Annotated in this window: 25 protein-coding genes, 1 tRNA gene and 1 pseudogene; 19 read left to right on the top strand and 8 right to left on the bottom strand. The window is 61.9% G+C overall.

What is annotated here, in order from left to right; translation table 11 throughout:
- Positions 1 to 111: 111 nt before the first annotated feature.
- A complete protein-coding gene (locus M6D32_RS21630) occupies positions 112 to 1,065 on the bottom strand; it encodes an aspartate carbamoyltransferase catalytic subunit (protein ID WP_298260053.1) in 954 nt (317 codons plus the stop codon).
- Positions 1,066 to 1,263: 198 nt separating this feature from the next.
- Between M6D32_RS21630 and M6D32_RS21625 the strand changes: the two genes are divergently transcribed.
- Both M6D32_RS21625 and M6D32_RS21620 read left to right on the top strand, forming a co-directional pair.
- Positions 1,264 to 2,898: an acyl-CoA dehydrogenase family protein gene (locus M6D32_RS21625; RefSeq protein WP_298260051.1), complete on the top strand. Its 1,635-nt coding sequence runs from the start codon at positions 1,264 to 1,266 to the stop codon at positions 2,896 to 2,898.
- Positions 2,899 to 2,909: 11 nt separating this feature from the next.
- The gene (locus M6D32_RS21620; RefSeq protein WP_298260049.1) at positions 2,910 to 3,695 is read left to right on the top strand and encodes a type II CAAX endopeptidase family protein; all 786 of its coding nucleotides are present in this window, start codon (positions 2,910 to 2,912) and stop codon (positions 3,693 to 3,695) included.
- On the opposite strand, the gene ruvX is transcribed toward M6D32_RS21620, so the two are convergent.
- Both ruvX and M6D32_RS21610 read right to left on the bottom strand, forming a co-directional pair.
- Positions 3,690 to 4,163, bottom strand: coding sequence for a Holliday junction resolvase RuvX (gene ruvX / locus M6D32_RS21615; RefSeq protein WP_298260047.1), 474 nt, complete (start codon positions 4,161 to 4,163; stop codon positions 3,690 to 3,692). The two genes, M6D32_RS21620 and ruvX, sit on opposite strands and share 6 nt — an antisense overlap.
- A 44-nt stretch (positions 4,164 to 4,207) precedes the next feature.
- On the bottom strand, positions 4,208 to 5,098 hold the full coding sequence (locus M6D32_RS21610) for a LysR family transcriptional regulator (RefSeq protein ID WP_298260045.1): 891 nt from the start codon (positions 5,096 to 5,098) through the stop codon (positions 4,208 to 4,210).
- A 104-nt stretch (positions 5,099 to 5,202) separates the two neighbouring features.
- Here M6D32_RS21610 and M6D32_RS21605 point away from each other — a divergent pair, with 104 nt between their 5' ends.
- The 9 genes and pseudogenes from M6D32_RS21605 (at position 5,203) to M6D32_RS21565 (ending at position 14,849) form a co-directional block, all read left to right on the top strand.
- Positions 5,203 to 6,177: a nitronate monooxygenase gene (locus tag M6D32_RS21605; protein WP_298260043.1), complete on the top strand. Its 975-nt coding sequence runs from the start codon at positions 5,203 to 5,205 to the stop codon at positions 6,175 to 6,177.
- A 15-nt stretch (positions 6,178 to 6,192) separates the two neighbouring features.
- Positions 6,193 to 7,270 (top strand): annotated as a pseudogene (locus M6D32_RS21600) (nitronate monooxygenase).
- 124 nt (positions 7,271 to 7,394) lie between these two features.
- The gene (gene gatC, locus M6D32_RS21595; RefSeq protein ID WP_298260041.1) at positions 7,395 to 7,682 is read left to right on the top strand and encodes an Asp-tRNA(Asn)/Glu-tRNA(Gln) amidotransferase subunit GatC; all 288 of its coding nucleotides are present in this window, start codon (positions 7,395 to 7,397) and stop codon (positions 7,680 to 7,682) included.
- Between the two features lie 21 nt (positions 7,683 to 7,703).
- Positions 7,704 to 7,931 (top strand): hypothetical protein, encoded by a 228-nt coding sequence (locus M6D32_RS21590; RefSeq protein ID WP_298260039.1) that lies wholly within the window; start codon positions 7,704 to 7,706, stop codon positions 7,929 to 7,931.
- A complete protein-coding gene (gene gatA, locus M6D32_RS21585; protein ID WP_298260037.1) occupies positions 7,928 to 9,403 on the top strand; it encodes an Asp-tRNA(Asn)/Glu-tRNA(Gln) amidotransferase subunit GatA in 1,476 nt (491 codons plus the stop codon). The genes M6D32_RS21590 and gatA overlap by 4 nt, the downstream gene beginning before the upstream one ends.
- A 2-nt stretch (positions 9,404 to 9,405) precedes the next feature.
- Complete coding sequence (locus tag M6D32_RS21580; RefSeq protein ID WP_298260035.1) at positions 9,406 to 9,696, top strand: hypothetical protein; 291 nt, start codon at positions 9,406 to 9,408, stop codon at positions 9,694 to 9,696.
- Complete coding sequence (gene gatB, locus M6D32_RS21575) at positions 9,693 to 11,171, top strand: Asp-tRNA(Asn)/Glu-tRNA(Gln) amidotransferase subunit GatB (protein ID WP_298260033.1); 1,479 nt, start codon at positions 9,693 to 9,695, stop codon at positions 11,169 to 11,171. Before M6D32_RS21580 ends, gatB begins: the two co-directional genes overlap by 4 nt.
- A gap of 1,359 nt (positions 11,172 to 12,530) precedes the next feature.
- Positions 12,531 to 12,797 (top strand): hypothetical protein, encoded by a 267-nt coding sequence (locus M6D32_RS21570; protein ID WP_298260031.1) that lies wholly within the window; start codon positions 12,531 to 12,533, stop codon positions 12,795 to 12,797.
- A 504-nt stretch (positions 12,798 to 13,301) separates the two neighbouring features.
- Entirely contained in the window at positions 13,302 to 14,849 is a 1,548-nt protein-coding gene (locus M6D32_RS21565; protein WP_298260098.1) for a glycosyltransferase family 39 protein, read from the top strand.
- Positions 14,850 to 14,932: 83 nt separating this feature from the next.
- On the opposite strand, the gene M6D32_RS21560 is transcribed toward M6D32_RS21565, so the two are convergent.
- Both M6D32_RS21560 and M6D32_RS21555 read right to left on the bottom strand, forming a co-directional pair.
- A tRNA-Ser gene (locus M6D32_RS21560) sits at positions 14,933 to 15,026 on the bottom strand.
- Positions 15,027 to 15,501: 475 nt separating this feature from the next.
- Complete coding sequence (locus M6D32_RS21555) at positions 15,502 to 16,602, bottom strand: tetratricopeptide repeat protein (protein ID WP_298260029.1); 1,101 nt, start codon at positions 16,600 to 16,602, stop codon at positions 15,502 to 15,504.
- Between M6D32_RS21555 and M6D32_RS21550 the strand changes: the two genes are divergently transcribed.
- Together M6D32_RS21550 and M6D32_RS21545 are read left to right on the top strand one after the other, a co-directional pair.
- Positions 16,589 to 16,723 (top strand): hypothetical protein, encoded by a 135-nt coding sequence (locus M6D32_RS21550; protein ID WP_298260027.1) that lies wholly within the window; start codon positions 16,589 to 16,591, stop codon positions 16,721 to 16,723. The two genes, M6D32_RS21555 and M6D32_RS21550, sit on opposite strands and share 14 nt — an antisense overlap.
- A gap of 523 nt (positions 16,724 to 17,246) precedes the next feature.
- Positions 17,247 to 18,248, top strand: coding sequence for a transporter (locus M6D32_RS21545; RefSeq protein WP_298260025.1), 1,002 nt, complete (start codon positions 17,247 to 17,249; stop codon positions 18,246 to 18,248).
- A gap of 250 nt (positions 18,249 to 18,498) precedes the next feature.
- On the opposite strand, the gene M6D32_RS21540 is transcribed toward M6D32_RS21545, so the two are convergent.
- Positions 18,499 to 20,877 (bottom strand): lytic transglycosylase domain-containing protein, encoded by a 2,379-nt coding sequence (locus M6D32_RS21540; protein WP_298260024.1) that lies wholly within the window; start codon positions 20,875 to 20,877, stop codon positions 18,499 to 18,501.
- Positions 20,878 to 21,124: 247 nt separating this feature from the next.
- Here M6D32_RS21540 and dapA point away from each other — a divergent pair, with 247 nt between their 5' ends.
- Genes dapA through M6D32_RS21520 form a run of 4 tightly spaced genes read left to right on the top strand, consistent with a single transcriptional unit; the run spans position 21,125 to position 23,577 of the window.
- Positions 21,125 to 22,015 (top strand): 4-hydroxy-tetrahydrodipicolinate synthase, encoded by an 891-nt coding sequence (gene dapA / locus M6D32_RS21535; RefSeq protein ID WP_298260022.1) that lies wholly within the window; start codon positions 21,125 to 21,127, stop codon positions 22,013 to 22,015.
- Between the two features lie 56 nt (positions 22,016 to 22,071).
- Positions 22,072 to 22,485 (top strand): large conductance mechanosensitive channel protein MscL, encoded by a 414-nt coding sequence (gene mscL / locus M6D32_RS21530; RefSeq protein ID WP_298260020.1) that lies wholly within the window; start codon positions 22,072 to 22,074, stop codon positions 22,483 to 22,485.
- Between the two features lie 13 nt (positions 22,486 to 22,498).
- Positions 22,499 to 22,972, top strand: coding sequence for an SsrA-binding protein SmpB (gene smpB, locus M6D32_RS21525; protein WP_298260018.1), 474 nt, complete (start codon positions 22,499 to 22,501; stop codon positions 22,970 to 22,972).
- 29 nt (positions 22,973 to 23,001) lie between these two features.
- A complete protein-coding gene (locus M6D32_RS21520; protein WP_298260016.1) occupies positions 23,002 to 23,577 on the top strand; it encodes a peroxiredoxin in 576 nt (191 codons plus the stop codon).
- Between the two features lie 10 nt (positions 23,578 to 23,587).
- Here the strand turns inward: M6D32_RS21520 and M6D32_RS21515 are convergent, their stop codons facing one another.
- Together M6D32_RS21515 and M6D32_RS21510 are read right to left on the bottom strand one after the other, a co-directional pair.
- Complete coding sequence (locus tag M6D32_RS21515; protein WP_298260014.1) at positions 23,588 to 24,274, bottom strand: uracil-DNA glycosylase; 687 nt, start codon at positions 24,272 to 24,274, stop codon at positions 23,588 to 23,590.
- The gene (locus M6D32_RS21510; protein WP_298112248.1) at positions 24,252 to 24,881 is read right to left on the bottom strand and encodes an NYN domain-containing protein; all 630 of its coding nucleotides are present in this window, start codon (positions 24,879 to 24,881) and stop codon (positions 24,252 to 24,254) included. Before M6D32_RS21510 ends, M6D32_RS21515 begins: the two co-directional genes overlap by 23 nt.
- Positions 24,882 to 24,954: 73 nt before the next feature.
- Between M6D32_RS21510 and M6D32_RS21505 the strand changes: the two genes are divergently transcribed.
- A complete protein-coding gene (locus tag M6D32_RS21505; RefSeq protein ID WP_298260011.1) occupies positions 24,955 to 25,137 on the top strand; it encodes a hypothetical protein in 183 nt (60 codons plus the stop codon).
- 100 nt (positions 25,138 to 25,237) lie between these two features.
- Entirely contained in the window at positions 25,238 to 25,630 is a 393-nt protein-coding gene (gene rpoZ / locus M6D32_RS21500) for a DNA-directed RNA polymerase subunit omega (RefSeq protein WP_298260009.1), read from the top strand.
- Positions 25,631 to 25,728: the final 98 nt, after the last annotated feature.

Genomic DNA, 25,728 nt, shown 5'->3' with positions numbered 1-25,728 from the left:
CATGGTTCGAGACGCGCTTCGCGCTCCTCACCATGAGGAACAGGCCTATCGCCTCGTCCTGAGGAGCCGCGAAGCGGCGTCTCGAAGGATGACGCGACATCTGTATCATCGTCACGCGTTCGGCAGGTTGCGGGCGAGCGCTTCCAGCACCGCCATGCGCACTGCCACTCCCATTTCCACCTGCTCGCGGATCAGCGATTGCGCGCCGTCGGCGACAATGGAGTCGATTTCCACGCCCCGGTTCATCGGGCCCGGATGCATGACGAGCGCATCCGGCTTGGCGTAAGCGAGTTTCTTCTGGTCGAGCCCGAAGTAATGAAAGTACTCGCCGCTCGACGGCACGAACGAGCCGTTCATGCGCTCGCGTTGCAGCCTAAGCATCATCACGATATCGGCGCCTTGCAGTCCCTCGCGCATGTCGCGGGCGACCTCGACACCCATCCGTTCGATGCCGTGCGGCAACAGCGTGGAGGGCGCGACGACCCGCACGCGCGCACCCATGGTGTTGAGCAGGATGATGTTGGAGCGCGCCACGCGCGAATGCAGGACGTCGCCACAGATCGCAACCGTCAGTCCTTCGAGCCGCCCCTTGTTGCGGCGGATGGTGAGTGCGTCGAGCAGCGCCTGCGTCGGATGCTCGTGCGCGCCGTCGCCGGCATTGACAACGGAACCGTCGACTTTGCGTGCCAGCAGTTCCACCGCGCCGGAGGCGTGATGCCGGACTACGAGAATGTCCGGGTGCATGGCGTTCAGCGTGACGGCGGTGTCCATCAGCGTCTCGCCCTTGCGGATAGAGGACGAGGACACCGACATGTTCATGACGTCGGCGCCGAGCCGCTTGCCCGCCAGTTCGAACGAGGACTGGGTACGGGTCGAGGCTTCGAAGAACAGATTGACCTGGGTACGGCCGCGCAGCGACGTGCGCTTCTTGTCGACCTGGCGGTTGAGCTCGACATATTCCTCGGAGAGGTCGAGGAGGCCAGTAATGTCGGCGGCGGAAAGGCCCTCAATGCCCAGCAGATGCCGGTGACCGAGGACAAAGGTCGATTTCGATGCTGTAGTCATTAAAGCGAGAGCTATAGGCGTGGGGGCGGCATCGAGCAAGGGCGAAGCGGGAACTTAAAAGTTATCCCCCGGTCTGTCCGCCTCGCTAACGTTAATCCGGGCAAGGTCTTGTCCACCATGCCGGTGGAGGGGGCCATATATTTAACGTGGCGCCCGCGTATGATTGCGCGAAGGCCTCTTTCAGAGAGGGGAGTTTCCATGAGCTTGACGCACGAAGTGCTCAACCAGTCGCCGCCTTTTGCCGATGTCGATCTGTTCGCGCTCGATACCGCGTTGGCCGAGGCCGTAGCGGCCAATGGCGGGGCGGGAGCAGGCAGGGAACTATCCGAGTTCGGCCGCCACTGGGGTTCGGCGGTCATGGCCGAGCGCGGACGGCTCGCCAACGAAAATACGCCGAAACTGCGCACGTTTGACTCGAAGGGAAATCGCCGGGACCAGGTCGAGTTTCATCCGGCCTATCACGAACTGATGGCGCACAGTGCCCATGCCGGGTTGCACAATTCGACCTGGAGCCCGGACGGCCGCCCCGCGGGCAAGGCCTCCGAAGTGGTTCGCGCGGCGAAATTCTACATGGCCGCCGGTGTCGAGACCGGGCATCTCTGTCCGATCACGATGACCCGCGCCTCGGTGGCCGCGCTCGCCGTGCAGCCGGATCTCCTGAACGGGACCATGCCTGTCATAGGCACGCGCGCCTATGATCCGACGTTTGCGCCATGGCCGACCAAGCGCGGGATGACGCTCGGCATGGGCATGACCGAGAAGCAGGGCGGCACCGATGTGCGCGCCAACATGACGCGCGCGGAGCGCGACGGGAGCGCCTATCGCATCACCGGTCACAAATGGTTCATGTCGGCGCCGATGTGCGATGCGTTCCTGGTGTTGGCACAGGCCGAGCAGGGCTTGAGCTGCTTCTTCATGCCCCGCTTTCACCCGGACGGATCGGTCAACGCGATCGAGTTCCAGCGGCTGAAGGACAAGCTCGGCAACCGCTCGAACGCCTCATCCGAAGTCGAATTCCTCGGCGCTTATGGCGAACTGGTCGGCGAGGAAGGCAAGGGCATCCGCACCATCATCCAGATGGTGCAGCTGACGCGGCAGGATTGCGCGATCGCTTCCGTCGGGCTGATGCGCTCGGGGCTCGCGCATGCGCTGCATCACGTCAGGCATCGCAGCGTGTTCCAGAAACACCTCGCCGATCAGCCCTTGATGCGTGCGGTGCTCTCCGACATGGCGTTGCATGTCGAAGCTTCGATCGCGCTCGTGATGCGGCTCTGCCGTGCGTTCGACGGCGCGCCCGTGGACGCCAATGAAGCCGCTTACATGCGGCTGCTGACACCGGCGATCAAATACTGGACCTGCAAGAGCGCGCCCGGATTTCTCTATGAGGCGATGGAATGCCTCGGCGGCAATGGCTATGTCGAGGAAAGCATTCTCGCGCGTCACTACCGCGAGGCGCCGGTCAACGCGATCTGGGAAGGTTCGGGCAATGTGATGTGCCTCGACGTGCTGCGCGCGCTGTCGCGCGAAGCCGAGGCTGCGACGGGAATTCTGCAACGGCTCGCTGAGGAAACTCACGGTCTGCCGGGGGCGGGCGAGGCGATGGCCTTTATCGGCAAGGCTTTTCGTCGCCCGGACGCCGAAGGCGTGGCGCGGCTCGCAGTTGAAAAACTGGCGTTGCTGGCCGCAACGGCGGCGCTCAACCAGATCTCGCCGCGCCACTCCGAATTGTTTGCAACGACCCGCCTTGCGGGGAATCACGGCGGCATGTACGGCGCTGTGGACCTCCCGCCTGATGATATCGGCCGGTTGCTCGACCGCGCATTACCTCAGTAGAAGGTTAGTTGATGGATTCTCTCAACCCTGAATCTCCCATCGCCGCCGAGCCGACCGTCACGTCCAGCCCTCGGGTCTGGAAGTTCTGGGGCACGTCGTTCTGGGGCCTTGTCGTTTTCGCCGCGATGTTCATCGGCCAGCTGGCGGTCGTCGCCTGGTTTCTGTTCCGGCAAAGCGAGCCGATCAATCAGGAGACGTTTGCAGATGCGGTTGGTATTGTCGTCAGCAATGGCCTGACGATCTCGCTCTCGGTGATCACCGGATTGCCGGCGGTGGCCTTGGCGTTGTGGATCGCGATCCGGATCAAGGGAGCGCGGTTTGCCGACTACCTCGGCTTGCGTTCCTTCTCATGGATCAATCTCGCCATCGGCGTCGTCGCGCTGTTCGTCCTTGTCATGGGTTGGGATGCGGTGTCGCGAGCCACGGGACGCGAGGTCGAGCCGGGCTTCATGGGTGACGTGCTGAAGACGGCCCGGGCCGATGGCGCGCTCTGGATCCTGGTTTTTGCGTTTTGCGTCGCAGCCCCGATCACGGAAGAATTCTTCGCCCGCGGCTTCCTTTACCGCGGCTGGTCGGAATCGTTTCTGCGCGTTCCCGGCGCGATCGTGCTGTCGTCGCTGGTCTGGACCGGGCTGCACCTGCAATACAACTGGTATTTCCTCGGCGAGGTCTTTTCGATCGGACTCTTGCTTGGATATCTGCGCTATCGCTCCGGCTCGACGTGGCTGACGATCATTCTGCACGGTCTCAATAATCTCGGCGCCGTGGTGCAGACGATCCTGCTGACGAACTCATAGTTTCTTCGAAAGCCGGTCCAGCGCGCCCTGCAGGATAAAGATCGCCGCGTGCTCGTCGATCACTTCGGCGCGGCGGGCGCGGCTCATGTCCATGCCGATCAATTCGCGTTCGACGGCGGCGGTCGAAAGCCGCTCGTCCCATAGCGCGATCGCAAGCTGCGTCAGTTGCGAGAAATTGCGCGCAAAGGCGCGTGTCGACTGCGCGCGCGGCCCTTCGCTGCCGTCCATGTTGATCGGCAGCCCCAGCACAAAGCCGACCACCGCGCGTTCGGCCGCGATCCCGATCAGTTGCGCGGCGTCAGCCTTGAACGCCTTGCGCTGGATGGTGGTCACGCCCGTCGCCAGCCGCCGGTCGGGATCGGACACGGCGACGCCAACGGTCTTGGTGCCGAGATCGAGCCCGATCAGCGCGCCGCGTGCGGGCCAATGCGTGGCGGCTTCGATCAGGGGGAGAATAGGCGCGGGCATGTTGTCCCGAATAGCACCGGGCCAATCGATGCGCAAAGCTTCGGTCAGGCCGCGATGACGTGATCGGCGCCGGTCAGGCAGGAGGTAAAGCCGCCCAACGCGCTATATTGATGGGCGCTGCGGCGCTGGATGAAGAGCGTGTCGACCTGCGACCACGGCGCTTCGAGAGGATGGATGCTGACATCCTGGCGCTGCTCGCTGCGTTCGACGACCGCGCGTGGTAACACCGAGACTCCCATGCCCGCGGCGACGCAGCCGATCATGCCGTCCAGCGTGCCAAGCTCGAAACGGGCGGCCGATGGCCAGCCGAAATCGGTCAACAACTGCTCGAGCCGCTGACGGTAGGTGCAGCCTGTGCGAAACACCAGCGCCGTGGGACCGGATTCCGGCGTGCCAGTGCGCAATGAGGCCAGGCTCGTGAAACGCCGCGGCGTGACCAGCACCAGTTCTTCATGGAAAGCGACGGTCGAGGCGAGATCGTCATGCTCGATCGGAGCCGCGACAAAGGCGCCGTCAAGCGTGCCGTCCAGAACGGCAGCGATGAGATCCGCAGTCGTTGCCGTTTTCAGCGTCAGCGTCACTTTCGGAAGGCGGCGGTGGAATTCGGCCAAAAGCCCCGGCAAACGAACCGCGGCGGTTGTTTCCATCGAGCCGATCGCAAGCGGGCCCTTCGGCTCGCCGTCATCGCGCGCCGCCAGCACCGCTTCGCGCGACAGCGCCGCCATCCGCTGCGCATAAGGGAATAGCCGGCGGCCGGCGCCCGTTAGGGTCATGCCGCGGCTATGTCGCTCAAACAATGTGGTGCCGATTTCGGCCTCGAGCGCTTTCACCCGCTGGGTGACATTGGATTGCACAGTGTTGAGCTCTTCGGCGGCGCGGGTGATGCCGCCGTTGCGCGCAACGGCGGAGAACGTCACCAGGTCGATCAGTTCCACCGGCGGCTCCCGTTTTCATTTCGAGATAGCTAGCTTCTCGAATATTCACTTTTGAAGAATGCTAGTCCGGGCTACCATGCCTGTCCATAGGATAAGGAGCGATCATGCCGATCAGCACGCCACTCACCTCCTTGCTGGGAATCCGGCATCCTGTCCTTTCGGCTCCGATGGCGATCATTGCCGGTTCGCGGCTCGTTGAGGCGGTCGGTCGGGCCGGCGGCTTTGGCATTCTCGGCGGTGGTTACGGCGAGAAAGAGTGGCTGGAGCGGGAAACGGCGAAACTCCAAAAATCCTCGGTGCCATTTGGTGTCGGTTTCATTACCTGGAGCATGGCCAGGAAGCCCGAACTATTGGACATCGCGCTCAAGGCGCAGCCGCGCGCGATCATGCTGTCGTTCGGTGATCCAAAACCCTTTGGGCAGCGGATCAAGTCGGCCGGCAGCCTTTTGATCTGCCAGGTCCAGACCGAGGACATGGCGAAGCAGGCGCTGGATGCCGGCGCCGACATCCTGATCGCGCAGGGCACCGAAGCCGGTGGCCACGGCGCCTCCCGCACGACGCTCGACATCGTGCCAGCGATCGTTGATTTCGCCGCTGGCCGCGTACCGGTCGTCGCGGCCGGCGGCATTGCGGACGGGCGAGGGTTGGCGGCTATGCTGATGATGGGCGCGAGCGGCGTCCTGCTCGGCACGCGCTTTTATGCAAGCCGCGAATGCGATGGCGCCGACGAAGCCAAACAACGGATTTGTGCTGCGACCTCTGCCGATACGGTGCGAGGCATGATCTTCGACATCTCGCGCAAGATCTGGTGGCCGGCGCCTTTCACCGCTCGTACTTTGATCAATGACCATGCGCGGCGATGGATCGGACGCGAGACCGAGTTGGTCCACAACGTCGAGGCCGTCGCGGCCGAGTACGCGCTCCAGCGCGACGCCGGGAATTACGATGTTGCCGCCGTCTTTGCCGGCGGAGCCGCCGCCCTGATCCACGACGTTCCGCCGGCGGGTGAAATCGTTGAGCGGATCGTCACTGAGGCCGACCAGATCCTGGCCGGCCGGCGTAACTTCCAGGCAGCGTGAAAGCGAGGTACGAACATGTGGCCCGACCGCCGATTGATCGACCTTTTCAAGACGGAATTTCCAATCGTGCTGGCGCCGATGGCGGGTGTGATGGACGCGGACCTCGTGGTTGCGGCAGCTAAGGGTGGTGCGCTGGGATCGCTGCCTTGCGCGATGCTCTCGGCGGACAAGGCGCGGGAGCAGGTTCAGATCATCCGCCAGCGCATCTCGGCGCCAATCAACATGAATTTCTTCTGCCACAAGCAGGCGGCGGCCGATCCCTCGCAACAGGCCGCCTGGAAAGAACGGCTCACGCCGTACTACAAGGAATTCGGCCTCGATCCGGCTGAGCCGATCAATGCCGCCAACCGCGCGCCCTTTGACGCGGCCATGTGCGAGGTCGTCGAAGAGCTGAAGCCCGAGATCGTGAGTTTTCACTTCGGCCTGCCCGAGCAAAGCCTGCTGGCGCGGGTCAGGGCGACCGGTTGCAAGATCATCGCGGCGGCGACGACGGTGAAGGAAGCAATCTGGCTCGAGGAGCACGGCGTTGACGCGATCACCGCGCAAGGTGCGGAAGCAGGCGGCCATCGCGGCATGTTCCTGACCGACAATATTGCCGAACAGCCGGGTACCTTCGCCTTGGTGCCGCAGGTGGTCGATGCCGTGCACGTGCCAGTGATTGCAGCGGGCGGTATCGCCGACGGGCGTGGTATAGCGGCCGCCTTTGCGCTGGGCGCGGCCGGGGTAGTGATCGGGACCGCATATCTGCGCTGTCCGGAATCGAAGGTTTCCGCATTGGCGCGGACCGCGCTGGCGCAGGGACGCGACGATTCTACCGTCGTCACCAATGTCATGACTGGGCGTCCGGCACGGGGGCTGGTCAACCGCGCCATGCGGGAAGTCGGTCCGGTTTCGCCGCTCGCGCCGCAGTTTCCCCATGCGGCGACGCCTTTCGCGCCGTTGCGGGGCGGCGGCCGAAAAGCGGGGCAGCCTCGATTTCACCAATGTCTGGGCCGGTCAGGCCGTACGGCTGGGCCGGGACATGCCGGCCGCCGAGCTGACGCGGGCGCTGGCCGGCAGCGCCTTGGCGCGGTTGAGCAAAATGGCGGGGTGATAGGGCTGCCAATCCGCCATCTTTTGCCGCTCCCGGTGGGACAGCCAAAAGAGGCTGAGGTTGCCGCGCAAAACCGGCCTCTGCTATACCGCAGGCTGAAAATCCGCACGTGAGGCCATATATTATGTCGGTCGATGCTGACACCGTTCGCCGTATCGCGCATCTGGCGCGGATCGGGGTGAAGGATTCCGAGGTTTCCCACCTTCAGGGCGAGCTGAACGCGATGCTCAAGTTCGTCGAGCAGCTCGAGGAGGTCAACGTCGACGGCGTCGAGCCGATGACCTCGGTGACGCCGATGGCCATGAAGAAGCGGGCCGATGTGGTCAACGATGGCGACATCGCCGACGACATCGTCAAGAATGCGCCCGAAACCCAGGATCACTTCTTCCTGGTGCCGAAAGTCGTCGAGTAGGATATTTGAGCGAGGCGTCCGATGTGCATGCTCTGCGACGATGAACAAGCCTACCGCGCCTACATGGAATATCTCGACGCCATGGAGCGGCAGGGCAAGCAGGCCGATCCCGACAAGGCGATCGATGCGGTGCTCGATGCGCTGGAAGCCGCAAGCGAAGCGCGCGGCGAACTGAAGCGCGACGATCCCGCCGCCGACAAGACGCTCTCTCCGTTCTTCTGCAGCCCGGTTAATAGCAGCAATAAATGACCGACTTGACATCGCTGACGCTGAGCGAGGCCCGCGACGGCCTCGCCAGGAAGTCTTTCACCTCGCTTGAATTGACCGAAGCCCATTTGAAGGCAATGGAAGCGGCACGCGCGCTCAATGCGTTCGTGCTGGAGACGCCGGATCGTGCGCGCGACATGGCCAAAGCCGCCGATGGCAATATCGCCAAAGGCGCGGGCGGTCCGCTCGCCGGCATTCCTTTGGGGATCAAGGATCTCTTTGCGACCAAGGACGTCAGAACCACCGCCTGCTCGAAGATTCTCGGTAACTTCGTGCCGACCTACGAGTCGACGATCACCTCGCAGCTCTGGCGCGACGGCGCCGTGCTGCTCGGCAAGCTCAACAACGACGAATTCGCCATGGGCTCCTCCAACGAGACGTCGTGCTTCGGCCCGGTGGTCAATCCATGGCGGCGCGAGGGCTCCAATACTTCGCTGGTGCCGGGCGGCTCGTCCGGCGGATCGGCGTCGGCCGTCGCCGCGCTGCTTTGCATGGGCGCGACCGCAACCGACACCGGCGGATCGATCCGCCAGCCCGCCGCGTTCACGGCGACCGTTGGCATGAAGCCGACCTACGGGCGGTGTTCGCGCTGGGGTATCGTCGCGTTTGCCTCCTCGCTCGACCAGGCCGGCCCGATCGGCCGCACCGTGCGCGACGCCTCGATCCTGATGCGCTCGATGGCGGGCCATGACCCGAAGGACACGACTTCGGTCGCCCGTCCGGTGCCGGACTACGAAGCGGCGATCGGAAAGTCCGTAAAAGGCATGAAGATCGGCATCCCGAAGGAGTATCGCCTCGACGGCATGCCCGCGGAAATCGAGAAACTCTGGAGCGAGGGCGCGGCGTGGCTGAAGGCGGCAGGCGCCGAGCTCGTCGAGGTGTCGCTGCCGCACACCAAATACGCGTTGCCAGCCTATTATATCGTGGCGCCGGCGGAAGCATCCTCCAACCTGGCGCGCTACGACGGCGTGCGTTATGGCTTGCGTGTGCCGGGCCGCGCCATCGCCGACCTGTACGAAAACACCCGCGCCGAAGGTTTTGGCGCCGAAGTCCGCCGCCGCGTCATGATCGGCACCTATGTGCTCTCGGCCGGTTACTACGACGCATATTATCTGCGGGCGCAAAAGGTCCGCACGTTGATCAAGAAGGATTTTGAGGATTGCTTTGCGCGAGGGGTGAACGCGATCCTCACTCCGGCGACGCCGTCGGCTGCCTTTGGTGTCGGCGAGAAGGGCGGCGCCGATCCGGTCGAGATGTACCTCAATGACATCTTCACGGTGACGGTGAACATGGCGGGCTTGCCGGGCATCGCGGTGCCCGCCGGCAAGGATTCACAAAGCCTGCCGCTTGGCCTGCAGCTGATCGGGCGTCCCTTCGATGAAGAGACGCTGTTCTCGCTCGGCGAAGTGATCGAGCAGGCGGCCGGACGCTTCACGCCTATGAAGTGGTGGTGATAATGGCGCACTTGAAAATGACGCTCGCCAACGCAACCCCGGAAAGCGGCCTCAAGCCGCCGCTCGCCGCGCTCTGGTGGGCAGCCAAGGGCGACTGGGACGCCGCCCACAAGATCGTCCAGGACGAGAGCGACGCCAATTCCGCCTGGGTGCACGCGTATCTGCACCGTGTCGAGGGCGATCTTTCCAACGCTGGATATTGGTATCGCCAGGCCGGCCAGCCGGTGGCGGCGGATACGCTTGATGCGGAGTGGGAGCGGATCGTCTCCGCGCTCGGGGGTCAACACGCATGACGGCGACGAGCGGAAAATTGATCAAGGGTTCGACCGGCGATTGGGAAGTCGTGATCGGCTTGGAAGTTCATGCCCAGGTCACGTCCAACGCCAAACTGTTCTCGGGGGCCTCGACGGCGTTCGGCGGCGAGCCGAACAGCCATGTCTCGCTGGTCGATGCGGCGATGCCGGGAATGCTGCCAGTCATCAACGAGCAATGCGTCAAGCAGGCGGTCCGCACCGGACTCGGGTTGAACGCGCAGATCAACCTTCGCTCGGTGTTCGACCGCAAAAATTACTTTTATGCGGATTCGCCGCAGGGCTATCAGATCAGCCAGTACAAGTCGCCGATCGTGGGCGAGGGCGAGGTGACGGTCGAGTTGGAAGGCGGCAGGACCGCCACCATCGGCATCGAGCGGCTGCATCTGGAACAGGATGCCGGCAAGTTGCTGCACGACCAGTCGCCGACCATGTCCTTTGTCGATTTCAACCGCTGCGGCGTGGCACTGATGGAGATTGTCTCAAAACCGGACATTCGCGACGCCGAGCAGGCCAAGGCCTATGTGACCAAGGTGCGCTCGATCCTGCGCTATCTCGGCACCTGCGATGGCGACATGGAGAAGGGGAACCTGCGCGCCGACGTGAACGTCTCGGTGCGCAAGGTGGGCGGGCCGCTCGGCACGCGCTGCGAAATCAAGAACATGAACTCGATCAATTTCATCGGCCAGGCGATCGAGTACGAGGCGCGCCGGCAGATTGAAATCATCGAGGAAGGTGGTGCGATCGACCAAGAAACCCGCTTGTTCGATCCCAACAAGGGCGAAACCCGTTCGATGCGCTCCAAGGAAGAGGCGCACGACTATCGATATTTCCCGGATCCAGACCTTTTGCCACTGGAATTTACCGACGCGTACGTCGCGGAGATTAAAGCGGGCCTGCCGGAACTGCCGGACCAGAAGAAAGCCCGCTTCATCGCCGAGTTTTCGCTCTCGCCCTATGATGCGGGCGTGCTGGTGGCCGAGCGCGAAAGCGCGGATTTCTTCGAGACGGTGCTGGGTGGCCTTTCCAACAAGGCGCGCGACGGGAAAGTTGCGGCCAACTGGGTGATCAACGAGTTGTTCGGGCGGCTGAACAAGGAAAGTGTAGCGATCGGCGCCTCGCCGGTCTCCGCAGCGCAACTCGGCGGGATCGTCGGCCTGATCGGCGAGGGCAAGATCTCCGGCAAGATTGCCAAGGACCTGTTCGAGATCGTCTGGCAGGAGGGCGGCGACCCCCGCGCGATCGTCGAGGCACGCGGCATGAAGCAGGTGACCGACTTGTCCGCGATCGAGAAGGTGGTCGACGAGATCATCGCGGCCAATCCGGACAAGGTGGCGCAGGCCAGGGAGAAGCCGCAGGCGCTTGGCTGGTTCGTTGGTCAGGTGATGAAATCATCCGGCGGCAAAGCCAACCCGCAAGCCGTCAACGATCTCCTGAAATCCAAGCTCGGCATCTGAGTTCGCCGCGTCGACGTCGTGCATTGGCTCGGCGCGGCTCACGCTTGGTCACCGATCATTCACGATGTTTGGCGATACGCGGCGTCGGTCGCGTGGTGTCGCCCCGAATCGGCCGCATTCGAGTCCAGCCGAAATCGGCGCTTGACGAGTGCCGACGAGGCCGCGAAGGCGTTGATCGCAAAAAATTTTTTTGTTGCCAAAAGCCAAGACTCAGAGTCCGAAACCGCCCTCCGCGGACAGACTCCACGACGCACCGCGTCGTCCGTCGCCCACGCATCGTCGTGGCCGTGAGTAACAGAAATGCTGCAATAGAAGCGTATTCCTTCAATCGTGCGAATGTCACGCCGTCGCGGCGTGCGGATTTTTCGCGTCAGTGCGCAAACGTCTTCTGTTCGCGTTGGTCGTCGCGCGTCGCGTGTTCGCCGCGCGAGGCGTCAATACTTCCTTAAGCGGGAAGCTGTTTTTTTCACTGTGTTGGTGTATTCGGGATGCAGTGCATTTCGATTCCCGAGTGCACGCAGCGATTAGGCCATCTCACATTGGAGGGCAACATGGCTAAGAAAGCGAAGAAGGCGAAGAAGGCGAAGAGCGCAGTGAAGAAGACTGCGAAGAAGACCCGCAAGGTCTCCAAGAAGAAGTAAGTCTCGCCTGACGAAGATGCCGGCGGTTTGATGCTGGCACGTCACACGAGCCTTCCGACCGTTTGCTTCCCTTTGCGGAAGCGGATTTGAAGAGAGGCTCTTGTCGACGATAGAGGGTGTCGGCGAGACATCAGGTCAAACGGCTGGACCGCTACCCCGAGGGAGTTCGCTTTTCTCGAAGAGGTCCGGCAGAAGAAACAGGTTTTCTTCGTTCGGTGCGGATCGCAAGTGGTTCGCAATTTCACCGGTCCCACGGCCCGATTGCCGGAAGACCCCAAGTGAAATCTGGTCCTGACGTGTTCGCCGACGCCCTCGTTCCAAGCCGGAAGCGAGTAGGCCCGGCATCCCTTTTTCAAAAATCCCGTAAACTGCCGCCGCCGCATCCGCCTGGCCGATGCGCGAAGTATCTCGGCCGCTGTGGCCGGCCGGTTGCGGCAATGGTTATCGGTTGGCGAAGCGCCAGGGTAAACCGATCTCTTAAATCCGCCGGAAAGACGCATAAACGGGCACTTCTCGTATGTTGCCACGGCGGCGGGCGATCGTTCGTTTACGCGCGATTCATCGCGACGCTTAAACTGTCCTTCAAATTTTAGCAGCCATGATCGCCCCACCAGCCTGTCAACGGCGATGCGCGTCAAAAGCGCATGGGGAAAACAAAGTGGACAGGGGCTCCGCGCGGAAATGCGCGCGGACGAACAACAAAAACGGGGAGACCACCATGTTTCAGGGTTCTTTCGATCTGGATTTGGCCGTGCCGGTGACGGCGACCGCCATTCCTGACGTGCTGTTCGAGCGCGGCCTTTACTGGGCGAGCGGTCGTTCCGGCGTCGTCAACCTGGTCGCTGCGCACAAATGGTTCAACCTGGCGGCCGTGAAGGGTCGCTGCGATGCCATCCAGATGCGCCGCGAGGTTGCCGAGTTGATGACGGAAGCGGAGATCGCGACGGCCCAGCGCGAGGCTCGCGACTGGATGAAGACGCATTGATCGTCTGATGCTGACGCCTGATCACTGTGGTTCGGCGTCATTTCGGCTGGCCCGCACGGTTTATCGGTCGCGACGCCCGGGCCTCCAGCGCGCTGACGCGAAAGCGGTCATCGTGGCAACCGAAGGAACGTGGATCGCTGTCCGGCCTTGTGGCGTTGCAGGTCATCGACCACTGATCGTCAGCCCCTCGTTGTCCTCGGGCGCAGGTCTCCTCGCGAGGGGAAGCTGCGCTCGATTGTTTTCGACATGGCCTTGCCGCTACGTCCAACCCTCAACCAATGAGGTTGATCCCGGCGTCATCGAACGCCGTGCGCCTTGGCGCATCGACGATGAAGGCCCCTTCGTTTTTGGACCCTACGAGAAACAGAATTCCGCAAATTTCGAACTTGGGATTGCCGGAGATCGCTTATACTCCATCCTTGAATGAGTGGGGTTCAAGTGACTGCAAGACCGGATGCCTCGACGTCTCGGCATTGGCTCGCCATTGCCGCGTTGATCGCGGGCATGACGGCGCTTCGGTTGATTTACGCCAGTACGGTCGATCTGCGGACGGACGAGGCCTATTACTGGACCTGGTCGAAAGAGAACGTGCTTTCCTTCCTCGATCATCCGCCGATGATTGCCTGGCTTATCCGCCTAAGCACCGCGGTCTTTGGCGATACCAATCTCGGCGTCCGGTTCCCGGGCATCCTGGCGATGCTGGCGACGCAAGGCCTGCTTGCCGATATCGTATGGCGCGTGACGCGCGACTCCCGCGCTGTCGTCGTCGCGGTCCTGATGATGGAAGCGTCGCTTTATTTTGGCCTGCTGATGGCAAAGGTCTCGCCAGACGTCGCGCTGATTCCCTTTGTCATGGCGATGGCATGGGCGCTGGTCCGCCTCGTGGAGAGCAATGATGAGCGCTGGTGGCTGGCCGCCGGCACATTCGCAGGTTTGGCGTCACTTTCGAAGTTCACCTGTGTTCTTCTGCTCCCGGCGTTGTTGGCGTTCATGCTTGTGCCGCGGTGGCGCGTGCGATGGCTGCGCAGCCCCTATCCGTGGGCGGCGGCTCTGATTGCGCTTGTGCTGTTCCTGCCTGTTCTGATCTGGAACATGCAGCACGACTGGGCATCGTTTCGCTTCCAGTTTGTCCGGGTGGTGGCGACCCATGCATGGTCGCTGCGCACGCTCGGAGAATTCATCGGCCTGCAGTTGGGACTGGTCGGATTCATCCTGCTGCCCGTGGTCCTGGCCGGCGTCGCGCTGACGGCAAGACGCGGCTATCGCCACCTCGATGCGGTCGCTGTTTTGTTGTCGACGGCTGTGATTTTCCCACTCCTTTTCTTGCTGTGGAGGTCGCTCCGTCTGAGGATCGGCGACACCTGGCCGATGTTTATCTGGCCGTTCGGGTTTGCCGCCGCCGCCATCAATCTTGCGATGCAGCCCGATGGTTGGCGGAAATCATCCGCGCGCTCGGCGCATGTGGCGATTTTTTCCGGCATCGCCTTTGTCGTTGCCGCGTTCCTTTATTCTGTGGCAGCGCCATGGAACTTGATCGGGAGAACCGACCCGATCGGCCGCGAAGCCGGCTATGAGCCCATCGCGCGCCACGCCGAGGCCGAGCTGAAAAAGACAGGCGGCACCTGGATCGCCACCACCGACTACCGGACCTACGCGATGCTGCGCTGGTTTTTGCGAGACCGCGTACCAGTGGTCCAGATCAACGAGCGCGGACGTTACATAGGCTTTCGCGAACCCAATATGGATCAGATCAGGGGCCACACCGGCATCTATGTCGCCCGCGAGCCCGACAATAACCCCGGCAATCCGCTGTGGCCCCTGATCACGGCGACCCGGGAGCCGCTCGAAAGGGTCGACCGCGTCTGGCGCGGGACCGTGATGGACACCTACGCGTTGGAAAAGTTCACCGGCTGGACGCCGGAGCTTTCACCGCCGCCGGACTCGCAGCTGTTTCGCTGGAACCTGCTGGCGGGCGCCGGCGGCGTTCCGGCATTTTATCCGCCGTGGATTTCTGTTGCAGCTTCGCTCCCAGCGGCCCGGCGGGACGGATAATTGACGTCGAGCGTGGTCGCAGCGCGATCAATTGGCTGAGGAGACCCTTGAATCCGATCAAGACGGGCCAGATATTCATGGATTGGCGGAGCCGGAGGGATTCGAACCCTCGATAGGCCTTTACAAGCCTATAACGGTTTAGCAAACCGCCGCCTTCAGCCACTCGGCCACAGCTCCGTTCAGCGCGGATATGCCCGACACCGGGCCAAGCCGCAAGCAGCAGATTTGACGGACCGCCGTTTCATGGCCGAAACGGCCGTGCCCGGTTAGCGCTCCAACCGATTTGCGTGCTTTTTGTGCAACATCTTCCAGAAACATCGATCTGAAAGCGGCTCCCGCGCCGTCTTTTCATTGCGTGTGCAGAAGCCTTCGGTAATTCTCGCGGCGCGACGGAGGGGGCACCCGAGGTCGTTCTCGGCGGTTCGCAGGAATTCCCGCGCTCCACGCGGGAGAGGCGAGGGCGCTAAGAAGCTGAGCAGTGTTCCCGGGGGACATATCCTGGGGGGTGTGGGGGAACCTGCTCAGCTTTTTTGGCTTCTGTCGAATATCCGCCGCGGCGGACGACGCCGTGCTTGCAACGCTCATCATCAGCTTTGTCGGACAAGCGCAGCCGGGCTCAGCGAGCGCGCAGGCAGGCTCGCGCCTTGTAGCCTCACTTGAGCGGAATCAACTCCGCCACTGCAGCGGTTGATTCGACGTAAGTTGGCGGGCAATTGTCGGCGGCGAGCTTGAGCAGCTTTTGCGCTTCCTTCTTGTTCTTCTTCAGAAGCGCGAATTCGCCGCTGTAGAAATTAGCCTCACAGGTCTGCGCCGCCTTGACTTGCGGATCGGTATCGGACGCCGCGCCAAGGGTCTGTTCGATGCTCGTCTCGCCGAGGAACAGGCGAATCACCGGCGCCGGCCAAACCGTCATGTCGAGTTGTTTGGCAGCTTGTGCCAGATGGCTTGGCGCACTGTTGCGGCGCTCGGCAAGCTCGCGCCACAACGCGGCGTAAGCGTCCTTCGGGTTGAGTTCTGTGGCTTTCCTGAAATCGGCTTCCGCATCTGCATTGCGGTCACCGATGGTGTAGTAGGCGACGCCGCGGTCGAAATAGGACATGGAGTCGTTAGGCTCCAGTTTGATGGCCTTGCCGAAATCCGTGAGTGCCGCGGGACCATTGCCGAGCATGAAGGAGAGGCGCCCGCGCGTGAAATAGGCGAGCGGATAGTTGGGATCGAGCCGCAGCGTTTCGTTCATGTCGTCCATGGCGCGCGCGAGATCGCCCTTTTTCCTGTACAGATCGCCTCGCAGGAAATGCGCGAACGCATAGTTCGGATCGAGCGTGATCGCCTCGTTCAAATCCGCCAGCGCGTGATCGAGGTCTCCCTTGTTCCTGTAGAGATTGCCGCGCTCGGTATAGGCCCAGGCGTTTTTGGGATCGAGCCGGAGCGCTTCGTTGAAGTCGGCGAGTGCGCGGTCCGGATCCGATTTGCTGAGGTAGACGTTGCCGCGGTTGAGATAGGCGGCCGCGGCGTTGCGATTGACGCTGATGGCTTCATTGCAGTCGGTCAATGCACGATCTGTATCTTTCTTGGCCCACCACCATCCGCAGCGGCTGCTCAAGGCGTCGGCGCGATCTTGCGCGGAGGTCTTCGAATCCTTGATGACGCGATCGCAGGCTGCGATCCCGGCATCGGCCTTTTCGAGTTGTCCAACGAACTTGCATTGATCCGGGTCGCTCTGCGCATCGGCTACATCGATGCCGAAGAGCATCAACGACGCGGCCAAGGCCGCCAATGCGGCGGAGCACGAACTCCTAAAAGTGGGCGCCGGCGCCGCCCATTTGAAATTCCTGGACAGCACTCGGCAGAATCCCTTTGGCAGCTTCAAATGAAACGTAGGCACTACTGGAAACCGCATTTTCCCTCCGCCGCTTTTTCGCGCGCCGCAGCCGGCTGATGTTGTGCGACTACCTACGTTGGCGGAGGGGTTTTCTGCAAGATTCTTGAGGCCTCTGCGTGATCGCGAGAGTGTGTTGCGGCCGTGACCTGCGGCCTCAAATTGAACATGACGACGTCGCAACGCGCGAAAAGCTACACAGCCAATTTCGTCGCAAGGAATTTTGGGAGTCGTTGTGACAGCCGCCAGAGATGCAAAAATCGCTATAAAAAACAGTGGCTTGCTTGATTTAATGCCGACGACCTGTGTGTGCATATTTTGCAACACCTATCGGAAAAGAGACTGTGACAAAGAGTCATAAACCAAGTTTAAATTGCCTTTTCACCCCTGAGCGGCAACTCTCCGGAACAAGAGATAGGCACGTCGGATTCGTCGCGTTCGGATAATTCCGATGACGAGGGGCCAAAGTAAAACCGGCGGCCTGGGGTGGTTTTGAGTTTCACACTAAGAGGGGACACATGAAATTTAGCAGCAAAGCTCTCGTGGCGGCAGCGGGTCTGACCGCTCTCGCATTTACGCCCGCCTACGCAACCGAGGGCGGCGATCAAGCCACCAAGCCGGGTGCGTTCATCGGCTCGAGCGCGGGCGTTCCCCCGCCGGGCATCTACATGTTCAACCAGGTCTTCACCTATCAGGCTAACTTAGTTGGACCTGGTACCGTGAACGCGTTGGGGAATGCACCTGGCCACAAGACCGGGGTTCAGGCGGCTGTTGACGTCCAAGGCTTCTTGTTCGTTCCGGGCTGGACCTTCCTGGGCGCAACCTATGATGCCGTCTTCGTGCAGCCGTTTGTGATGCAGAGCCTCGGCACTCCCATCAACGTGCAATCTTCCGGCATGTTCAACAGCTATATCGTTCCGGTCGAATTGAGCTGGAAGCTCGGGGCCAGCGGCTTTGCCGTCAAGACCGGCCTTGGCATTTACCTGGCGGATGGAACTGACACGAGTCCAACTACCCTCAACGGCCCCGCCAACCCGTACTACACCTTCCAGCCTGAGTTGATCCTCTCGTATCTGGCTAATGGCTGGAACCTCAGCGTTGCCATGTACGATGAAATCAACACCGAAAACCGGGTCACCCACTACACGACGGGTGATATCTTCCACGCCGACTTCACTGCTACCAAGACCATCGGCAAGTGGACGTTCGGTCCTGTCGCCTATTACGTCGGTCAGGTTACCAACGACTCCTGTAACGCCGGTTGTATTGGCAATACCTTGTTCCACGTTCAGCGATACAATGAGTGGGCAGTCGGTGGTCTCGTAGGATATGACTTCGGTCCGGCAAGCTTGTCGGTCTGGGCTACGCAGGAAGTCAGCGCCAATGGGAAGAACGCCGCAGCTGCTGCGCTTGGGGCGGATCCTTCTCTGGTCGCTCAAGGTGCCACGGTTTTTGCGACCCTCAGCTATCGCCTCTGGGCGCCTGAGGAGCCTGCAAAGGCCCCGATGTTCCACAAGTAAGGACGATCGGGTAACGACCTGAACGTAACAAAGTCCCCCTTCCGAGAAATCGGAGGGGGGATTTTCTGTTTTCGGCTACTTCTTTCCGCCTCATGTCGAAGTCTGGCGCCCGCTTTCAGAGGCTCGTGGTCCACCTCGGCGCGCGCCGTTCAAGAAATTCGGAAGGTCATCGGCATTCGCCGCGCGACAGGCGCAGGCGCGCCGGCCCCTCCAAGCCTTCATCAAACGGGAATGGCTTGGGCGTGAATCGCTACTCGACGCTGCCGCGATGCAGGTCGGCTTCGATTTGCAGCCGCGTTCCGCCGCCGAAGCGGGCGCGATAGACCTGCAAATTCTCGATGATCCGCTGCACGTAGTTTCGAGTTTCGGAGAACGGGATGAGTTCGACCCAGTCGACGGCATCGACCCTGGGATCGCGGGGGTCGCCGTAACGCTCGATCCATTTTTTGACGCTGCCGCGGCCGGCGTTGTAGGCCGCAAAGGTCATGATGTAGGAGCCGCGGTAATCATTGAGCAGGCCGCCAAGCTCGGCCGCGCCCAGCGCGGCGTTGTAGACGGAATCGGTCTTCATCCGCGTGAGGTCGAAGTTCGCGCCGTACTTCTTGCAGACATATCTGCCGGCTTCCGGCGTCACCTGCATCAGGCCGTAGGCCTGGGCGGGCGAGACGACCGCCGGATTGAAGGCACTCTCCTGCCGAGCGATAGCGTAGACGACGCTCGGCTCGACTTCAGGGCCGATCGAGCGGAACGGCGGAACTCCCGTCACCGGATAGGCGTAGAAATCGAACGGCAGCCCGCGATTGAGCGCGGCTTTGCCCATCAATAGCATGCCGCGGGCATCGCCATAGCGGGCGGCCACCTCGCCAAGTCCGACCAGCGCGTCGGCGTCGCCATTCTCGCCCATGTCGGCAAAAATCGGCACGGCGATTTCGCCTTCGTCGAGTTCGAACAAGAGGTGCACTGCGCGCACGATCTCCAGCCGCTCGACGCCGCGGCTGCGCGCGGTCGGCTGCCCGTTCAGGACGAGCTGGGGTAGGCCGAGCTTGGCGCGCGCGAGCTGCCCATAGTAGCTGGTCGACTGTTGCGCAGCGGCTGAATAGGCGGCGCGTGCCTCCTGCGTGTGGCCGGCCGCTTCCGCCGCGCGGCCCTGCCAATAGCCGGCGCGGGCCAAAGTCGTCGGATTGGCGCTGCCGACGCCGATGCGGGCAAAATGCTGTGCGGCCGTTGCCGGGTCGTCAAGGAAGCGCAGCGCAATCCAGCCCGCGGTGAATTCCTGCTCGGTCTTGTAGATGTCGCGCGAAGGCAGGGCTGCATCGCGCGCGATCAGATACGCGGTGCGGTGCTCGCCGATGTCGATCATCTTGCGCGCCAGCAGCCGCCGTTCGACCCACCACTCATCGAGATTATAGAGGCGGTTGGGATCCCTCGGCGCACTCATCATCAACTGGGCGGCCTCGGCGAATTTCTCTTCCCGCCGCAAAACCTGAATCTTGCTGAAGATGTAGCCGGGATCGCTGTGCAGCTCGTATGGGACCTGTTCCAGCAGCGCACGGCTGTTGGGGGCCTTGCGGTAGGTTGCGATGCGGGCTTTGGCCAGCGCCACTTCGTCGCTGCCGAGACGTTTGGCCGCGCGTAGCGCTATTTCGTGCTCGCTGCCATAGAGGAAACGGTCCATCCGCGCCTTCTGATCGCCGGGCGTGATCAGCGCCCCGAACAGGTCGAGCGCGGTGTTTTCGGTTTCCTCCGACATGGTGTCGTTGCGCCAGGCGTCGCGCACCAGGCGCTCGGCATTGACCCGGTCGCCGCGCCGGAGCATGACCCGCGCCAACGCGAATTTGCCCTTGGCTGAAATCGGCGATTCGTTCTCGAACCACGACCAGACAGTCGCGTCGTCGCGGCGGTCGTCCCATAAAGCGGCCTCAAGCCGCCGCCGCAGGAAGGTCTGCGAAGGCCAGCTCGGATTGGCGGCGATGAAGGCACGGTAGCGTTCGACGGTGGCACCATTGTCGTCGCTGCGCAGGACGATCCATTCGGCAAGCTTTCTGGCGAGTGGATCGGAGATCGATGTTTCAGCCTCGGTCGCGTCGGCGGGCTTGTGCTTGCGCACGAGGTCAATGACGTTCTCGAGCGTTTCCTTGTCGTCGGCCGAGGTCGAGGACGTGGCCGCAACTGCAGCCGGCACTGTCGGTTTGCGGGCCGGCGGCGGCGGTAACGTGGCGTGCTGGCGCGTGAAGGGCACGAGCGCGGGGCTGACTGGCGTGGCCTTGGCGGACGACTTGGGGGCCGTCTTGGCCTTGGCCTTATCGGCTGACCTGTCCGCCTTTTTTTCGGTCTTCTTCTCGGCTTTCTTCTCGGTCTTGTCAGTCTTCTTCTCGGTCTCCTTTTTAGCCTTCTTTTCCTTCTTTTCGGTCTTTTCGCTTCGTTTTTCAGGCTTCTTTTCAGCCGTCTTGTCGGTCTTTTTGGATCCGGCGTTGTGGGTAACCGGATGAGCCTTAGGCGGCGGCACCTTGTCCTTGTCCGTCGTCTCGGTCGCGAGGGCATGCGAGCCCAGGACCAGTGCAAGCACGGCCGCCAGGGTCGTTGCCAAGGCGGTCGAGCGCAAAACTGCGGCGCGGACGGAACGGGTCACGGCATTCCTTCGGCGAATCACGAAAGACCTCGAACTTAAGGTCTACCTGATTGACTATTTGGAAAAAAACACCCGACACGCCGGGAAGGGCGTTGGTTTGCTTCATCACCACGGCAAAATCGCGGCCGGCGGTTCCGTGAGACGCCGGACCTGTGACCTTTCGCCAGACCGCCATACCCGGTATGAATGGGCTCAATTCGGTGAAGAAACGAGCGGCCGGGCCGCTTTCGGAGTTGAGGAGAAGTCCATGGCAGCGAAGACGAAATTCCGCGGATCCTTCACCGCCCTGGTCACGCCGTTCAAGAACGGTTCGCTGGACGAGGCGGCGTTTCGTGGCCTCGTCAATTGGCAGATCTCAGAGGGAACCCACGGCCTTGTGCCGGTAGGAACCACTGGCGAAAGTCCGACGCTGAATCATGAAGAGCACAAGCGTGTCGTGGAATGGTGCATCGAAGAAGCGCATGGGCGGGTTCCCGTGATCGCGGGTGCCGGATCGAATTCCACCAAGGAGGCGATCGAACTCGCCGAGCACGCCGAGAAGGCGGGCGCGGACGCCGTGCTGGTGGTGACGCCCTACTACAACAAGCCGACCCAGGAGGGCCTGTACCAGCATTTCAAGGCGATCAACGACGCCATCGGCATTCCGATCATCATCTACAACATCCCGCCGCGCTCGGTGATCGACATGAGCGTGGACACCATGGCGCGGCTGTTCCAGCTCAAGAACATCGCGGGCGTCAAGGACGCGACGGCCAGTATGGTGCGGGTCTCGCAGCAGCGCGCGCAGCTCGGTGAGGATTTCAACCAGCTTTCGGGCGAGGATGCGACCGTCATCGGTTATATGGCCCATGGCGGCCATGGCTGCATTTCGGTGACCTCCAATGTCGCCCCGCGGCTATGTTCGGAATTTCATCAAGCTTGGCAGAAGGGCGACCATGCCACGGCGCTCAGGCTGCACGACAAGCTGATGCCGCTCCACACCAATCTCTTCATCGAGTCCAATCCGTCGCCGGTCAAATACGCGCTGTCGCTGCTCGGCAAGATGGAGGAGACGCTGCGGCTGCCGATGGTGCCGGTCTCCGAGCCGACGCGCGTTGCGGTCCGCAACGCGATGGTGCATGCGGGTTTGATCAACTGATTTTTTCACGCGGCTAGACGTTTTCCTGTTCGCATCACTGAAGAAGGGGTCAGAAAATGTTGAAGGAATTTCGCGACTTCGCAATGAAGGGCAACGTGGTCGACCTTGCGTTCGCCGTGATCATCGGTGCGGCGTTCGGCGCCATCGTCAATTCACTGGTCGGCGACATCATCATGCCGATTGTCGGCGCCTTCGGCAGCCTCGACTTTTCCAACTATTTCCTGTCGCTGTCGAAATCGGTCACGGCCGCCAATCTGGCCGACGCGAAGAAGCAGGGAGCGGTCCTGGCCTACGGCAGCTTCATCACCGTGACGGTGAATTTCATCATAATTGCCTTCGTGCTGTTCCTTATGGTCCGCCTGATGAACCACCTCAAGCGCAAGGATGCGGTGGCTCCCGCGGAGCCGCCAAAACCCGCCGCGGAAGTCATGCTCCTGACCGAAATTCGCGACCTCCTGAAGAAGGGGTAGATCGGAAGTCCAAGTGGCCGAGAAGAAAGAGCGCCCTATCAAGGTGATTGCGGAAAACCGCAAGGCGCGTTTCAACTATGCCGTCGACGATACGGTTGAGGCCGGGATCGCGCTGACGGGTACCGAGGTCAAGTCGTTGCGCAGCGGCAAGTCCACGATCGCGGAATCCTATGCCGATTCCAAGAACGGCGAGATATGGCTGATCAACGCCAATATCCCCGAATATCTGCAGGCCAACCGTTTCAACCACGAGCCGAAGCGGCCGCGCAAACTGCTGCTGCACCGCAAGCAGATCAACCGCCTGATGGGCGCGGTCGATCGCGACGGCATGACGCTGATCCCGCTTAAGCTGTATTTCAACGAGCGCGGCCGCGCCAAGCTGCTGCTGGCGATAGCCAAGGGCAAGAAGCTGCACGACAAGCGCGAGAGCGCAAAGAAGCGCGACTGGAGCAGGGAGAAGGGCCGCCTGATGCGGGCGCGGGGGTAACGGCATTTATCGATAAGTTGGGACGCAAGATGAATCAGAAAAACCTGCTTGAAGTCGACTGGAGTCAGATTCCCGCACCGAAGGATGATGGTGCCGCCGATCATCTCAAGGGCCGGAAGCTTCCGCCGGTCGGCCTTGTCGCGACCGATGACACGTCGGTCATGCTCTCGGCGCTGCCGGGCCGCAGCGTGGTGTTTGCCTATCCGCGCACGGGCGAGCCAGGCAAGATCTCGCTGGTCGACGATTGGGACCTGATCCCGGGCGCGAGGGGCTGCACGCCGCAGACTTGCTCATTTCGCGACCTCTTTGCAGAACTGCGATCAGCCGGCGCGCAACACGTGTTCGGTCTGTCGACGCAGAGCAACGCTTACCAGCTTGAGATGGCCTCGCGGCTGCATTTGCCGTTCCCGGTTCTCTCCGATGAGAAGCTCGAATTGACGCGGGCTCTGAATCTTCCGACCTTGGAAGTTGCCGGTCTCGTGCTGATCAAGCGGCTGGCGCTGATCATCGACGACGCGCGCATCACGCATGTGTTCTATCCGGTCTTCCCGCCGGACCGGAATGCCGGCGACGTGCTGGAATGGCTGAGGGAGAACCGGCGCTAGGCGAGCAGCGCTAGACCAGATCGGCGCGCACTTTCGCGAAGACGCTGCGAAACATGTCGGGCGTCAGCACGCCGGTGTTCGTGTTGTAACGCGAGCAATGATAGCTGTCATAGAGCCTGAACCGGCCGGCCTCGTGGATGGCGCCGTGTGCAAACGGCACAGATGAGGCGCGGAGTCCGAGCGCCTTGACGGTCGTTTCGTGGGCGATATGGCCGAGCGCAACGAAGGCCTTCAGCCTTGGCATGTTCTCGATGGCCGCCAAGAGAAACGGGCGGCAATTCGCGATCTCGGCGGGCAGGGGTTTGTTCTGGGGCGGCACGCAACGCACGCCGTTGACGATGCGGCAGTCGACCAGCGTCATGCCGTCATCGGGGCGGGCCTGGTAGATGCCATTGGCGAAGCCGTATTCGATCAGAGTGGCGTAGAGGAGATCGCCGGCGTAGTCGCCCGTGAACGGCCGTCCGGTGCGGTTGGCGCCCTGCAAGCCCGGCGCGAGGCCGACAATCGCGAGCCGTCCGTTTCGGTCCCCGAACGACGGAACCGGCGAGTTGAACCATTCCGGCTTTTGTGCGCGGTTGGTCGCGCGGAAGGCCGCGAGCCGCGGGCAAAGCTGACAGTCGCGGTCAGGCTCGGGGTTGGACGGACGGGGAGTGGCTGTGGCCGGAGCAGGGCTCTTAATCGTCGAAGTCGTCGCCATCGCCCCTCGACGCCAGCGTGGTCGCCCGTTGCAGAAACTGCGGCGCGTGATGGCGCGGCTCACGGGGCGCGGGGCGTTCGGAAGGGTCGCGCCCGAGCTTGGATTGCAGCTCGACCAGGTCGGTGAAGACGTCGGCCTGGCGGCGCAATTCGTCGGCGATCATCGGCGGTTGGCTCGCAATCGTCGAGATCACGGTGACGCGCACGCCGCGGCGCTGCACGGCTTCCACCAGCGAGCGGAAATCGCCATCGCCGGAGAACAGCACCATCTGATCGACATGCTCGGCGAGCTCCATTGCATCGACCGCCAGTTCGATGTCCATGTTGCCCTTCACCTTGCGCCGCCCGCTCGCATCGATGAATTCCTTGGTCGCCTTGGTCACGACGGTGTAGCCGTTGTAGTCGAGCCAATCGATCAGCGGGCGGATCGAGGAATATTCCTGATCCTCGATGATGGCGGTGTAGTAGAACGCCCGGACCAACGTTCCCCGACTTTGGAATTCCTTGAGAAGGCGCTTGTAATCGATGTCGAAGCCTAGCGTCTTGGCGGTTGCGTAAAGGTTGGCACCATCGATAAAGAGCGCGATCTTATTGGAAGCGGGTGACATTCAGAGTTCTCACAGAGTTCTCACAGGGGTTTTCCGGAATTGTTCTTGGCACGACCGAAGCGCTCGGCGGATCGTGGTGACGATGCTGCCGAGCCCTGCGGATGTCCAGACGCCGCCGGAAGAAAAGGGAGGTCGAAACAACCCGGAAGTGGATTTTGTCAACGCAATGAAGCGTTTTCTTGTCCGCGCCGATGTCGTGACAGCGCGAAAATGCCGCGCCGCCGGCCCCCTGATCTGGGTTATCAGAACAAATTAGGCGGGCCAAATCACAAATTAATCTTGCAGAACGACCCTCGCCCATATAACTAGCCCAACATAATCAACATATTCCATCCCCTTTAGCGGAGCGACAGACGATGGCTCGCGTCACCGTAGAAGATTGCATTGATAAGGTCGACAACCGGTTCGACCTGGTCCTTTTAGCCGCGCATCGCGCCCGGATGATCTCGTCAGGGTCGCAACTCACCGTCGACCGCGACAACGACAAGAACCCGGTTGTATCGCTGCGCGAGATCGCCGATTCGGCGATCTCGCCGGAAGACTTGCGCGAAGAACTCGTTCATTCCCTCCAGAAATTCGTTGAAGTCGATGAGCCCGAGCCCGACACGGTTCCCCTGATCGGTTCGGCCGGCGCCAGTGTCGATGCGGACGATACCGAGGTCGCCATCGAGCGCATGACCGAAGAAGAACTCCTGAAGGGTCTGGAGGGGCTCGCTCCCCCGGAAGAACAACCCGAAGAAGACGAGTAAGTCGTCTAAATTAGATTTTAGGGGTCTCTTGCCCCGCCCTGGTTGACCAAAAGGCCCGGACCCAGTCCGGGCCTTTGGTTTTTGTCAGCGGCCTTTAT

It is taken from the genome of Bradyrhizobium sp. (assembly GCF_027307225.1).
GTDB lineage: Bacteria > Pseudomonadota > Alphaproteobacteria > Rhizobiales > Xanthobacteraceae > Bradyrhizobium.
The sequence above is the reverse complement of the archived record's forward strand: the minus strand, read 5'-3'. Positions and strand labels throughout refer to the sequence as shown.